The sequence below is a fragment of the Dyella mobilis genome (assembly GCF_016904945.1).
Lineage (GTDB): Bacteria > Pseudomonadota > Gammaproteobacteria > Xanthomonadales > Rhodanobacteraceae > Dyella_B > Dyella_B mobilis.
Map to the genome: position 1 here is coordinate 808,596 of NZ_JADIKF010000039.1, position 12,096 is coordinate 820,691.

The window sequence follows — 12,096 nt, forward strand, 5'->3', positions numbered from 1 at the left end:
GGGATGTGTGGCTTGTTCCGTCTGGCGGCCACAGTTTTATGCGCCAGCTATTGCGGATACGCATCGGCCCAAGACTCTACGCCTAACATCATGATGGACGCTTCACTAGCCCGAATTTTCGTGTTTCACGACTGCGAGTGGATTTCAGGACTTACCTGCAAAGTCTCCTATAACGGTAAGGGGCCGCTGCCGGCTGAAGTTTTCTTTGTAGAGCGGAATTTCAAGGGAAAGATTCTTGGATCACGCGTTCGGCTCATATACCCGGATTTGAAAGCTGGGGAGACCGGATACGCGACATTTCGCATTCATACGTCCGAGCCAGCTAGATTGGTGCTTCAAGCCAATTGGAAAGGTGCTTGGCGAAGTCCATAGTGCGTAAGGTCCAAATCGTGGCCAATGACGTAGCACGTCGTGGCCCCAGCCAAAGAAATCCGCTTTCGACTCAATGTCGCGGCCCTGGTGATGAACTGATGGCCACCTATCCAAAGAGGGCGTCGAAAAGTCCGTGGTATCTGCTCAATCACTTGACCTTGGGTAGGTGCTAAAAGTGCAACGACCGATCCCTCCTCGAATCCACGTATTACTGGCTCGCGACACTTCCGTTGCGGTAGTAATCCGCCGCGGCCCGTCGCGCCACACCGCTCTCATCGGGTGGGACCGAAAGACAGATAAATTCAAAATTGGGCAATGGTTGTACGGTCGAATCTACGAGCGTCGCTGCGATCTCTCCCCCAATGGAAAGCATTTGATCTACTTTGCAATGAATGGACGTTGGGACTCCGCTGAAAAAGGTGCGTGGACTGCCATTTCGAGGGCGCCCTACTTGAAGGCCGTCTCACTCTTTGCAAAGGGCGATTGCTGGCATGGCGGTGGGCTCTTTCGCACGCCAACCGACTATTGGTTGAATGATGGGCTTGGGCACGAACTGCAAAAGGAAGATCAAAGCCTACAAAGATCCACCGAGTTTCCATGGCACGAGCAATACGGTGGAGAGTGCCCAGGTGTGTACTACATCCGTCTGCAACGTGATGGTTGGCGACTAAAATACTCGGCGCCAGATGGAAAGGGAGGGCAAATGACTGTTTTTGAAAAGCGTGTCAACAATCACTGGACTCTCCGTAAGCGAGCCCACACCAGCCTGGGCCGTCTAGCGGGTCGCGGCGTCTATTTCGATACTCACGAGCTTTTCAACTCTCGAACTGAAGAGGTTGTTCCGAAGCTGGATTGGGAGTGGGCAGAACTTGATGGTGCTCGATTGATTTGGGCCGCCAAAGGGTGCCTGCATTCTGGGAGGCTTGACGCCAAGGGGCTGCACGGTGAGAAGTTGTTGCATGATTTTTCACCAATGACATTCGAAGCACTCACGGCGCCGTACCAATGATGACTCCGCTCGTTGAAGTGAAGCTGAGGTGCCCTTCCAAGGGCAAGATCGGAATCGGGTTAAATTGGTAGACCACAGTGATGATGGATCAAGGTTGGGCTCACGCCGCAGATCATCAAACGTGGACCTTGCCCAATCTGGCCCCCGATCTTCGCGCACCGTCAACGAAGGAGTTTCGCTTTGCAGTTTATTGAAAATAGTGTCTTCGGACTTCGTTCTGCCAGTTATCGCCTCAAGAGCCAGAACAACCCAGTCGAATTCCTGATTTTCCCCATGATTCACATCGGGACGGAGCGTTATTACCACGCCATTCAATCGGCGCTCGCCGATTGCGACGAGATTATTTTCGAAGGTGTTGCCTCGGCTCGAACAGCTTTGCTGACGACCAGCTATCGATGGGTTACCCGGCGGCGGCGTCTTGGGCTCGTAACCCAGGGGCAAGCTCTGCGATTGCAAGATTTGTCTGCCCGTTTAATCTGGGGTGACGTAAGCAGCGGTGAGTTCGACGCCGATTGGCGGAAAATTCCTTGGTATTTTCGCTTGATGGTGGTGACACTTACCCCCCCTTTTGGGAGCGTGGCTCTATGTGACCGCGACCAGGAGATCGCTGGCAAAGCGCCTTACGCTGGATGATCTGGAGAGCCGCGACGAAGTTCTTGATAAAGACACCATTCCGGGTTTTGAAAAGGCGTTCATTGAGACCAGGGATAATCGATTGATAAGTATGATCGAGGCCTCGTTAGCCCGGGCGGACGAGCCGCGGTTGGTCGTCATCACGTACGGGGCAGCCCACGTGCGCGCCGTAACGGATTACCTCATTAACGCACGCGGGTACCGCGTAGAAAAATCGGATTGGGTCGTCGTGATGGACTATGACGCGGATGGCTAGGGACGAATACTGGCTTTGATGGGTTATCCGGTGCATGAAAGGGAAGGGGATGAGCCCATGCGCATGTCTCTTTGAGTAGGCGCCTGTTGGAGCCACGCCTCTGTCCGCCTGTCCGCTCGGCGGTGTCCGCGGACAGGCGATCGTATCGATGGACACGCCCTAACTGATTGAATTCGAACGGTGCGGATCGCGGCGCTCGATGGCCCGTCGATTGCATACAAGACTGGGAGACGTGCCATCGAGTGACACCGGATGTTCGCTTACTACTTTCAGTTGGGCCTGCGCAGCCTGCGCCGCAATCCTATCCTCACCGCGTTGATGGTGATTGCGATCGGGGTGGGCGTTGCGGCTTCCATGACCGCGTATTCGGTGTTCCGCGTCGTGTCGGGAAATCCGATACCGGAAAAAGCTTCACAGCTTTACGCGGTGCAGATCGACAACTACGGGCCGCAGCACAATAAGAAAGGCGAGCCGCCGGATGAGCTGGACTACACCGATGCGCTGGCTCTGCAGCAGACGCACAAGGCGATCAGGGAGACTTCCCTCTATCCGGTATTGTTGTCGGTGATCCCTGCAAATGCGGATCTTCGGCCGATTCGCTCGAGCAGTTACGCGATGTATGCCGATGCGTTCAAGATGTTCGACATTCCTTTTCTCTATGGCCGCGGCTGGTCTGCCTCCGACGATCAGAATCGAACGCCGGTAGTGGTGATCGGGCGCGCGCTCAACGAACGCCTGTTCCATGGCGTCAACAGCGTAGGGCAGCAGATCGACCTCAATGGGCAGGAATACCGCATTACCGGTGTGATCGACAGCTGGGACCCGCAACCGCGGTTCTTCGATCCGATCAGCGTGGGACCGTTTGGCAATCCGATCCAGTTGTTTATCCCTATGAGCCGTGCCGTCGACCAGCAGCTCATCACGGCCGGCAATACGGACTGCCCCGACGAAAATAACGGCAACGGCTGGGATGCATTTCTGCACTCCGATTGCGTCTGGCTGTTGCACTGGGTCGAATTGCCGAGCACGGCCGATGCCCGGACCTACCGTCAGTACCTGCAGGATTACGCTGCCGAACAACAGCGCGTGGGTCGCTTCGAGTGGCCGCCCAATATCTGGCTGCGCAACGTCACGCAATGGCTGGATCACGAACACGTGGTGCCGCCGGAAACTTCGCTTTCGCTCTACGTATCGTTGGGTTTTTTGCTGATCTGCCTGGTCAACACCGTGGGCCTGTTGCTGGCCAAATTCCTGCGACGCGCGCCGGAGATCGGCGTGCGTCGTGCCCTGGGGGCATCGCGCCGCACCATCTATGCGCAATTCCTGCTCGAAGGTGCGGCGATCGGCCTAGCTGGGGGCGTGCTGGGCCTGCTGCTGACTGGGGTGGGTGTGTGGAGCATCGGCCTGGTCTTCGACGCGCGGGTCGCGCGCTTGGCCACCGTCGATCTGAAGTTGATGGCGTCGACCCTGGGCGTGGCCATCTTGGCCGCGGTGCTGGCGGCGCTTTATCCCACCTGGCGAGCGGCGAAAGTGCAGCCCGCCTGGCAGCTGAAAACCAATTGAGAGTACGTGCATGCTGCAGATCACTCCTGTTCTTGCCGCATTGAAGCGCCACAAGGTCGGCACCTTGCTGATCGGTTTGCAGATCGCACTGACCCTGGCGATCGTCTGCAATGCGCTGTTTATCATTCATCAGCGCGTTACGCGCGTGGACCGGCCTACCGGCGTCATCGAAGAAAATCTGCTGACGGTTCGCAACGAATGGACCAACGCCAAAGGGGCGGATCTCAGCGCACTGATTCGCACGGACATGCAAGCCTTGCGACAGCTACCGGGCGTGCAGGACGTGGCGGTGAGCTATGGCTATCCGCTACGTGGCGGCGGCTGGGACTCCAACCTGAGCATCAAGCCGGAAGATCCCAGCCGGGCGATTGATGCGGCGCGTTTCTTCGGTGACGAGCACGTGCTGTCGGTACTGGGCGCCAAGCTGATCGCCGGTCGCAATTTCCGCGCCGACGAAGTGCGCATGCTGGATTCGCACGACCTTTCTTCGCCTTCGGTGGTCATCATCACCAAGGCGCTGGCCGAGCGTCTTTATCCGGACGGATCGGCGCTGGGCAAGCCTGTTTATGTGGGCAGTTCCGCAACGCCCAGCACCATTGTCGGCATCACCGGCAATATGGCCGGGTTCTCGGCAGGTACCTGGACTGATGCGACTTACAATTACGTCCTGCTCGACCCGACGGTGCTTGTCGACAAGGCCAACGCCTACCTGATACGCACTCAACCCGGGCAACTGGATACGCTGACCAAGGCGGCGCCCGACGCGCTTTTCAAGATCAATCGCCTGCGCATTATTCCCGATGCTGAAAATGATGGGGTACGCACCTTTGCGGAGGTGCGCGCACAAGCCTACAAGGACGACCGCGGACTGGCACTGATGATGGGCGCCATCTGCCTGCTGTTGCTGATGATCACCGCGGCCGGCATCGTTGGGCTCACCAGCTTTTGGGTGGCGCAGCGTCGCAAGCAGATCGGCGTACGGCGCGCCCTGGGTGCTACGCGCAACGATATTCTTTCTTACTTCCTTACCGAGAACCTGGTGATCTGCGTGGGCGGGCTGGTGGTGGGGACGGTTTTGGCTGTCAGCCTCAGCCAGTGGCTGGTAATGCGGTTCGAAATGCAGCGCGTCTCGCCGCTTTATGTGCTGCTTGGCGCTGTCGTGCTACTGCTGTTGGGACAGGCGGCGACGTTGGCACCGGCGTTGCGCGCGTCGCGTGTGCCGCCGGTGGAGGCGACGCGCTCGGTGTGAGTGGCAATGCGTGCACCCGCCAGGGCGTGCTCACTTTTAAGATCTCGGCATCGCGAAAGGCGCCAACTGATCATTCGGCGTTGGCCGCTGGGTGCACCTGCGGCGTATTCGGGTTTTGTTGGCACGAGTATGATCCGAGACGAAACATCAGGGATGAGCTATGAAGAGACGAATATTGCACATTCTTGCTTTGGCTGCGGCGATGGGCTCGTGGTCCACGACCGCCTCGGCGAATCAATACGACGAAGTTACGCTGGGGGAAAAGGTTGCCAACTCTGACGTGGTTGTAATTGGTAAAGTTACATCTGTTTCGCTGACCAATTGTTTGAAAATGTACAGTTGTGCGGCCATCAAAATCGTTGAACAACTTAATGGCGCTAAAACTTCAAAGATCCTGGTTCTGTTCGATGGGCCGATTGCGGAAGAAAATCCAATCTGCTGCAAAGTTGGTGCAACATATCTGTTTTTCCTGAAGCACGCGCAGGGGCCGTATTTCGGCACAGTAAATGGCCCTTACGGTATCTATCGGACGAACTGACGGGTACGTTTGCAACACTGGCTTCCGCCGGGACGGCACGCCCGCCGGCGCTATTATTCAGTATCGTCATTCGACAGGGAAACGCAAATGTCAGACCAATGGGATTTCTACCGTCTGCTAGTCGACGATATGCCGGCATCGATCTTCGTTGACCTTGGAATTGCCAGTGGGGCACCGTTAGTCCAGTTTCCGAATTTGGCATTTTTAAGCGTTCGCATGCAACAGCCGAGACCGGATGGGTTGTCCAGTCAGGACGAATATGAGGCGCTAATCGCGCTCGAAGACGGCGTTTCCGAGTCCATCGGGCACAGCGGACGGTCGATCTATGTCGGGCGGAATACGTGTGGCGGACACCGCGACTTCTACTTCTATACAGACGACAGCACCATTGAGGCGGTTCTTCGGAACGCCATGGCCAAATGGCCTGATTATGAATTTGAAACCGGCACTCGCGCTGACGCGGACTGGTCCGTCTACTGGAACTTTCTTTATCCGTCTGCAGAGGATTTTCAGCGGATTAGCAACCGTAATTTGATAGATAAGTTACGAGAACACGGTGATCAAATTGAAGCGCCAAGGAAAATCGATCACTTTGCTATCTTTAAAACGCAAAGTGGAAGCGATGGTTTTGTTTCATATCTTCGCTCGAATGGCTACAACATATCGCACACGACTGGTGCATCTGGCGAACAATTTGACGTTGCATTTGACAGGGTCGACCAACCATCGCGAATGGACGAGGTCACGATTGAGTTGCATGGAGCCGCGCTGGGGCACAATGGCGAATACGATGGATGGGGTTGTTCCATCGTGAAGTAAGAGTCTATTGTGTGGGAGGCCCGTTTTCGACTCAAGTACAGACCTCACAGGCCCGAGGAAGCGCATTGGAGTGCGAGCACAGATGGATCTGGGAAGCCGAATCATGAAGGTGAACCACGCGGGCGAGTTTGGCGCGATTTCCATCTATACCGGCCAGATTTGGATGGCTCGATTGCGGGCACGCGACCTCGTTCCAGAACTTACGGAATTCAGGTCGCATGAACGTCGTCACCGGGCCATTTTTGCCGCTGAACTTGAGCGTCGGGGGCGGCCACGGTGCAAAAGCTATGCGCTCTGCGGCGCTGGTGGATTCTTGCTCGGCTTAATTACGGGGCTACTGGGGCATTCAGCAATAGCCGCGACAACGGTTGCGGTTGAAAGTGTGGTGCTAAGGCATTTGGAACAGCAATTGGAGCAACTTCGGGGTGTTGACGAAGCGGCGGTTTCCGCAATTTTCGTGATAGTTACGGAGGAAAGGGAGCATCATGATCGATCCGCTGCACACGTTTCAAGCGAAAGCTTTTGGTGTCGAACATTGCGCCCGGTTGTAGCCTTGGCTACAGAGTCTGTAATTTGGCTTGGAATGAGGCTTTAGATTTCCTCCAACTGCTTGGATCTCTGGTGATGGTGCACTTTCCTTGATCAGTTGAAACCTCCTTGGCTTCACAATCTTGGCCGGAGCGGGAAGCCTCGTTAATTAGCCTTCATGGTCAACCGTCATCAGTTCGGATGTTTGCCAATAGCGATCGCGTGAGGGCGGCAAAAAGCGCGCGCATCCCTGTATCGGATCATTTTGCGGAAGGGCTGAGTTAAGCAGCCGCGCGCTTCCGTGATGAAGTAGCAGCGGATTTGCCGCTTTTTTTCTTTGCCACACTTTTTCGGGTCGCTTTCCTGGGCTTTGGCTTGGTGCTCTCAACGACCAGCCGAAGATTTACGCCAAGCGCAGTAACCACTTTTGCAATGGTAAAGAATCCCGGTTTTGCACCAGGCTTGAGCGCTTTGTAAAGGCTCTCTCTACCCAGGCCACTGTTCTTGGCAACCTGAGACATGCCGCGCGCACGCGCAACGTCCGACAACGCGGACAGAAAGAGATCATCATCGCCCGTCGCGATGACTTCGTTCACATAGGCTGCAATGGCTTCGTCACTGTCGAGATATTCGGCAGCGTCGAACGCCGAGAATTTTGTAGGCATGGCCCAGCTCCTATTTAATCGTGAGAGGACTTGATTTGTGCCGTCATGAGCGGTGGTCAGGCATTTACATTCGCCGCGAAAATCTTCTTTGCTTTCTGAATGTCTTTGCCTTGGCTCGATTTGTCGCCACCGCACAACAACAGATAGACCGTATTGCCCTTCCTTGCCGTGTAGACCCGGTAACCAGGTCCATAGTCGATGCGCAGTTCCGTAATGCCATCGAAATGCTTTGCATCTCCTAGGTTGCCCTCGGCAAGACGCTTGATGCGCACGATAACCTTAGCCTTTGCGGTCTGATCCCGTAGACCTTTGAGCCAAGCCGCGAATTCGTCCGATTGCTGGATCGCGTACATGCGGAAAAATGTATCCATATGGATACATGGTGTCAATGTGACGACGGCCAGCCTTCTATTTCGGCCAAGCGGTGATGTTGCTCCGCTGAGATGGAATTACGACGGTGGTGGGCACTTCGTGCAGAAGTGATCAAAATTGCCGATGAGTGCCATCAGCTTACCGCGAGCTCACGAGGTTACTTGCGGGATTTCAGACACAAAAAAGCCCGCACTACTGCGGGCTTTTCGGCTTACTGAGTTTCGTTGCTGCTTGAAACTCGTCACTGGTACCGGTGATAGGACTCGAACCTACACGACATCGCTGCCAGTGGATTTTGAGTCCACCGCGTCTACCATTCCGCCACACCGGCACGTGAGCGAACGCCTATTATGCAGGTTTCAGTGGACCGGGTCGAGACTCAGTTGACGGTCGGAGCGCTCGTAGCCGTGGTCCTGGCCCTTGGGCTGGAAAACGGCACAGTGGGTCATGTTGCCGGAGTAGATGTGGAGGCTCACGGCCACGGCGTCATCGCTGGCGTTGCGGATGGTGTGGTACTCGTGAGGGGGGATCAGACTGCCGGCGGAGCCGGGGCCGGCCTGGATCGAGCCGACCGGCTGGAACTGGCACAGGCCGTCCTCGTCGGGCAGGCGCTCGTACTGCACCACTTCCAGGGCGCCGCTCCACACGCCTTCCACGCACCACATGCCGCAATGGTCGTGGATGGGGGTGCCTTGGCCGGGGCCCCAGGTCATGGCCACCACGCAGTAGCCGAGGTCGTCGCTGTGGTACAGCTCGCGGCGGGCGTAGCGGTTCTCGGCGGTCTCGAAGACGCAGGCGGGCAGCACGATTTCCTGGTTGCGGATCAGCTTGCACAGGCTGTTGCGCAGGCTGTCGGTGATCGCAGGCGTGGAGCCCTTGGCGACGGCTTCGTCGATGGCGTGGATGAGCTTCTGACAGCCGGGGAATTCCGTGGTGAGCATGGCGATCTCGGGTAAATCTGGGGGCCGCAGACAACCCCGAATGACAGAACGAACCGGCTGAAGCCTCGGCGAGGCATCTCTGCTAGCCTTCCTTATCGATCAATGCCTGATCAAGCCCAACGGGGGGATCCATGGGTACGATGGTGATTGTAGCTTACCGTCCGAAGCCGGGGTGTGCGGGGGCGCTGGAGGCGCTGGTTCGCGAGCACGTGCCATGCCTGCGCACACTGGGCCTGGTGACCGAGCGGCCGGCCCAGGCCATGCGGGCCAAGGATGGGACGATCGTGGAGGTGTTCGAGTGGGAACACGGGGCGATCGAGGCGGCCCACAACAGCTCGCGCGTGGCGGACTTGTGGGAGCGCTTCGCCAATACCTGCGAATACGTGCCGCTGGGCGAGTTGCCCGAGGCGGAGGCGATGTTCGCGGAGTTCGAGCCGATGCCGCTTTGACCTCATCGCTGCCATTCCCGAGAAAGCGGGAATGGCACGGGTGCGGTTGGCTACAGGCGTGAAAGAAACCCGCCGATGGCACGGCTGTAGTTGTCGATATCGACCAGGAACGCATCGTGGCCCTGCGGTGAATCCAGTGCCACGAATTCCACCTTTGCGCCGGCCGCTTCCAGGCCTTCGGCAATCTGTTCCTGCTGCTCCAGCGGAAACAGGATGTCGGTGCTGACGCCGATCACCAGGGCCTGCTCGATGTGGATGTGCTTGAGGCCTTCCTGCACGTGGCCGTTGCCGTATTCGCTGATGTCGAACCAGTCGCTGGCGCGCGAGAGGTAGAGATAACTGTTGGGATCGAAGGTGCGCACGAAGCGTTGCGCATGGCCTTCCAGGTAGGACTCCACCTGGAATTCGAAGCCGAAGGGTTGGTCTTCGCGCTGTTCCGGATCCAGGCGGATGCGTGCGAAGCGGCCGTTCCACTCCATCGCCGAGCGGTAGGTGATCACGCCGAGCTTGCGCGCAATGCTCATGCCGATATCGGGATATTGCGCGGCGTCGTATTGGCCGTCGTTCCAATGCGGATCGAGCCGGATCGCCTCGCGCTGCAGCGAGCGGATGGCGATGGCAAACGGCTGCGCCTGCGGGGCGGTGTCGACGCTGATGTGCGTGCGCACGCTGCCGGGGTGCAGCAGCATGTAGGCCAGCGCGCTCATGCCGCCCATGGAGCAGCCGATCAGGCAGGCGAGTGTGTCGATGCCCAGGCTGGCGACCATGGCGTGAGCCGCATGGGCCACGTCTTCCAGCGACAGGTCGGGAAAGCTCAGCCGGTAAGGCTCGCCGGTGGCGGGGTTGATCGATGCCGGGCAGGTGGAGCCTTTGTCGCTGCCCAGCGAGTTCACGCAGATGACAAACCAGCGCGAGCTGTCGATCGCCTTGCCGGGGCCGAGCATGCCTTCCCACCAGCCGGGGGTGGGGTCGGTATCGTTCGAAGCCGCATGCGCACTCGGCGAAAGGCCGGTGAGAATCAGCACGGCGTTGTCGCGCGCTTCGTTCAAGCGGCCCCAGGTTTCGTAGGCCACGTGCGCGCCATGCAGTGCGCCGCCGCGTTTCATCGCGAACGGCGAGGGCAGTTGGAAATATTGGCGTGCGTCGCTCATGACCTGTCCTTAGAAAAATGGCAGCTCCCTGCAATCAGGGAGTCTGCCCGATCAATCGTGTACTTTATCAATCACGATGTTGATCGGTGTTTTGCTGTCTGTCGCCACGACACCGGCATTGCCTTCCAGGTCGCCGGCCTGGGCCATGGCTTCCCCGTTGCGGCTGATGCGTGCGCCCACGAATACGCGCGGTACCGACGAAAGCTTCATCGAGGGCAGCATGCTCATCGCATCGCTCAGCGTCACCTTCGTTGGCAACTGCTTGGCGTCGAGCCGTGCCACGGCCAGCGGCATCGGCGGGCCGTTTTCGGCGCGAGCATAGACGAACAAAGTCTCGCCTGTCGCGAGCTTGGTTTTCAGTGCGGGCGCCAGCGCAACGTTGATTTGCAGGGCTACGCCGTTCGCACTGGCTGGCGCCGCCGCCGTGCTCGAAGCGGGTGCCGGCGCGCCGCTGGCGCGTGCATCCGCCAGGGCAATCTGCTTGGCGACGGCCTGAGCCACGCTGGAACCGGGCTGCAGCTGCGGTTGCAGCACGCGCCAGGTGGCGGCCGCATCGGCATATTGGCCTTGCTGGTAATCGCTGATGCCGAGCAGCCACAGCGCGCGCTGGTTGTCGGGTTCCAGTTTGACCGCCTGTTGCAGCAGGCTGCGGGCGCGGCCCTGGATCAGGTGATCCGGGCGTGTGGAAGCATCCGTTTCGGCCCAGCCCACCATCGCGACAGTGTCGTTCGGGGTGAGCTTGAGCACGTGGTCGAACGCGTCGCGGGCCTGTTCCGGCTGCTGCATTTCCTCGGTGGCCTGCGCCAGCAGCTTCCAACCGCGTGCGTCGTCGGGTTGGCTCGCCAGGTGTGCGCGCAGTTGATCCAGGGCCTGGTTGATGTCCATGGCCGTCTGCGTCTGGGTGGCTACGCCGCTAAGCGTGGAGGGCGTGCCGATCTTGAGGTAGAGCAGCGCCGAACCCACCGGCACGACCAGTGCGATAACCAGCATCAGCACGAATACGCTGCGCGGCCTGCCGGTGCGGCGGCCATGCCGCAGCAAGGGAAGCAGCAGTAAAGCCAGCGCCACAGCGATCATCACTGCGGCGGCTATGTAGAAAACCGATTTCACCAATCTTCCCCATTGTCGGTCGGTGCGGAAGGCGTGCCGGCCTGGCTTCGCTTGCGGATGGTGTAGCCGACCACCAAACCGCCGGCGATCAGAATCAGCAAGGGGCCGAACCACAGCAGCCAGGTGTGCGCGTTGACCGGCGGGTCGTAGAGCACGAAGTCGGAATAGCGATCGACCAGGTATTGCTTGATCTGCGCATCGCTCTGGCCTTCCTGCATCAGCTCGAACACTTTGTGGCGCAGGTCGCGGGCGAAGTCGGCGTTGGAGTCGGCCAGGTTTTCATCTTGGCAGACCAGGCAACGCAGTTCGCTGGTGAGATGCTGGAAGCGCAATTCTTCGGCGTGATCGCGAAACGGCAGCGGATCGATCGCCTGCGCCGATGCCGTGCTGCTGACGATCAACAGCGCGAGCATCAGGGTGGCGAGGGCGGCGATCCAGGTA

14 protein-coding genes and 1 tRNA gene are annotated in these 12,096 nt (G+C 58.5%); 8 read left to right on the forward strand and 7 right to left on the reverse strand.

What is annotated here, in order from left to right:
• Window positions 1–547 precede the first annotated feature (547 nt).
• The 7 genes from ISS99_RS14690 (at window position 548) to ISS99_RS14720 (ending at window position 7,034) form a co-directional block, all read left to right on the forward strand.
• A complete protein-coding gene (locus ISS99_RS14690) occupies window positions 548–1,381 on the forward strand; it encodes a hypothetical protein (RefSeq protein WP_204632338.1) in 834 nt (277 codons plus the stop codon).
• 180 nt (window positions 1,382–1,561) lie between these two features.
• Window positions 1,562–2,014, forward strand: coding sequence for a hypothetical protein (locus tag ISS99_RS14695; RefSeq protein WP_204632339.1), 453 nt, complete (start codon window positions 1,562–1,564; stop codon window positions 2,012–2,014).
• A gap of 508 nt (window positions 2,015–2,522) precedes the next feature.
• A complete protein-coding gene (locus tag ISS99_RS14700) occupies window positions 2,523–3,833 on the forward strand; it encodes an ABC transporter permease (protein ID WP_204632340.1) in 1,311 nt (436 codons plus the stop codon).
• Between the two features lie 10 nt (window positions 3,834–3,843).
• The gene (locus ISS99_RS14705) at window positions 3,844–5,082 is read left to right on the forward strand and encodes an ABC transporter permease (protein ID WP_204632341.1); all 1,239 of its coding nucleotides are present in this window, start codon (window positions 3,844–3,846) and stop codon (window positions 5,080–5,082) included.
• Between the two features lie 160 nt (window positions 5,083–5,242).
• A complete protein-coding gene (locus tag ISS99_RS14710) occupies window positions 5,243–5,620 on the forward strand; it encodes a hypothetical protein (RefSeq protein WP_204632342.1) in 378 nt (125 codons plus the stop codon).
• 87 nt (window positions 5,621–5,707) lie between these two features.
• On the forward strand, window positions 5,708–6,439 hold the full coding sequence (locus ISS99_RS14715) for a DUF695 domain-containing protein (RefSeq protein ID WP_204632343.1): 732 nt from the start codon (window positions 5,708–5,710) through the stop codon (window positions 6,437–6,439).
• A gap of 103 nt (window positions 6,440–6,542) precedes the next feature.
• On the forward strand, window positions 6,543–7,034 hold the full coding sequence (locus ISS99_RS14720) for a demethoxyubiquinone hydroxylase family protein (RefSeq protein ID WP_204632344.1): 492 nt from the start codon (window positions 6,543–6,545) through the stop codon (window positions 7,032–7,034).
• A 214-nt stretch (window positions 7,035–7,248) separates the two neighbouring features.
• Here ISS99_RS14720 and ISS99_RS14725 read toward each other — a convergent pair whose 3' ends face one another.
• The 4 genes from ISS99_RS14725 to ISS99_RS14740 form a co-directional block, all read right to left on the reverse strand.
• The gene (locus ISS99_RS14725; protein WP_204632345.1) at window positions 7,249–7,632 is read right to left on the reverse strand and encodes an addiction module antidote protein; all 384 of its coding nucleotides are present in this window, start codon (window positions 7,630–7,632) and stop codon (window positions 7,249–7,251) included.
• A gap of 56 nt (window positions 7,633–7,688) precedes the next feature.
• Complete coding sequence (locus tag ISS99_RS14730) at window positions 7,689–7,985, reverse strand: type II toxin-antitoxin system RelE/ParE family toxin (RefSeq protein WP_204632346.1); 297 nt, start codon at window positions 7,983–7,985, stop codon at window positions 7,689–7,691.
• Between the two features lie 264 nt (window positions 7,986–8,249).
• Window positions 8,250–8,335: transfer RNA gene (locus tag ISS99_RS14735), tRNA-Leu, on the reverse strand.
• 28 nt (window positions 8,336–8,363) lie between these two features.
• Window positions 8,364–8,945: a cysteine dioxygenase family protein gene (locus ISS99_RS14740; RefSeq protein ID WP_204632347.1), complete on the reverse strand. Its 582-nt coding sequence runs from the start codon at window positions 8,943–8,945 to the stop codon at window positions 8,364–8,366.
• Window positions 8,946–9,085: 140 nt separating this feature from the next.
• On the opposite strand from ISS99_RS14740, the gene ISS99_RS14745 reads away from it, so the two are divergent.
• Entirely contained in the window at window positions 9,086–9,394 is a 309-nt protein-coding gene (locus ISS99_RS14745; protein ID WP_204632348.1) for a hypothetical protein, read from the forward strand.
• A gap of 50 nt (window positions 9,395–9,444) precedes the next feature.
• Here the strand turns inward: ISS99_RS14745 and metX are convergent, their stop codons facing one another.
• Genes metX through ISS99_RS14760 form a run of 3 tightly spaced genes read right to left on the reverse strand, consistent with a single transcriptional unit; the run spans window position 9,445 to window position 12,068 of the window.
• Complete coding sequence (gene metX, locus ISS99_RS14750) at window positions 9,445–10,545, reverse strand: homoserine O-acetyltransferase MetX (RefSeq protein ID WP_204632349.1); 1,101 nt, start codon at window positions 10,543–10,545, stop codon at window positions 9,445–9,447.
• A gap of 51 nt (window positions 10,546–10,596) precedes the next feature.
• Window positions 10,597–11,655 carry a tetratricopeptide repeat protein gene (locus tag ISS99_RS14755; protein WP_204632350.1) on the reverse strand — a complete coding sequence of 353 codons (1,059 nt, stop codon included), beginning with the start codon at window positions 11,653–11,655 and terminating at the stop codon, window positions 10,597–10,599.
• Entirely contained in the window at window positions 11,652–12,068 is a 417-nt protein-coding gene (locus ISS99_RS14760) for a cytochrome c-type biogenesis protein (protein ID WP_239538056.1), read from the reverse strand. Before ISS99_RS14760 ends, ISS99_RS14755 begins: the two co-directional genes overlap by 4 nt.
• Window positions 12,069–12,096 lie beyond the last annotated feature (28 nt).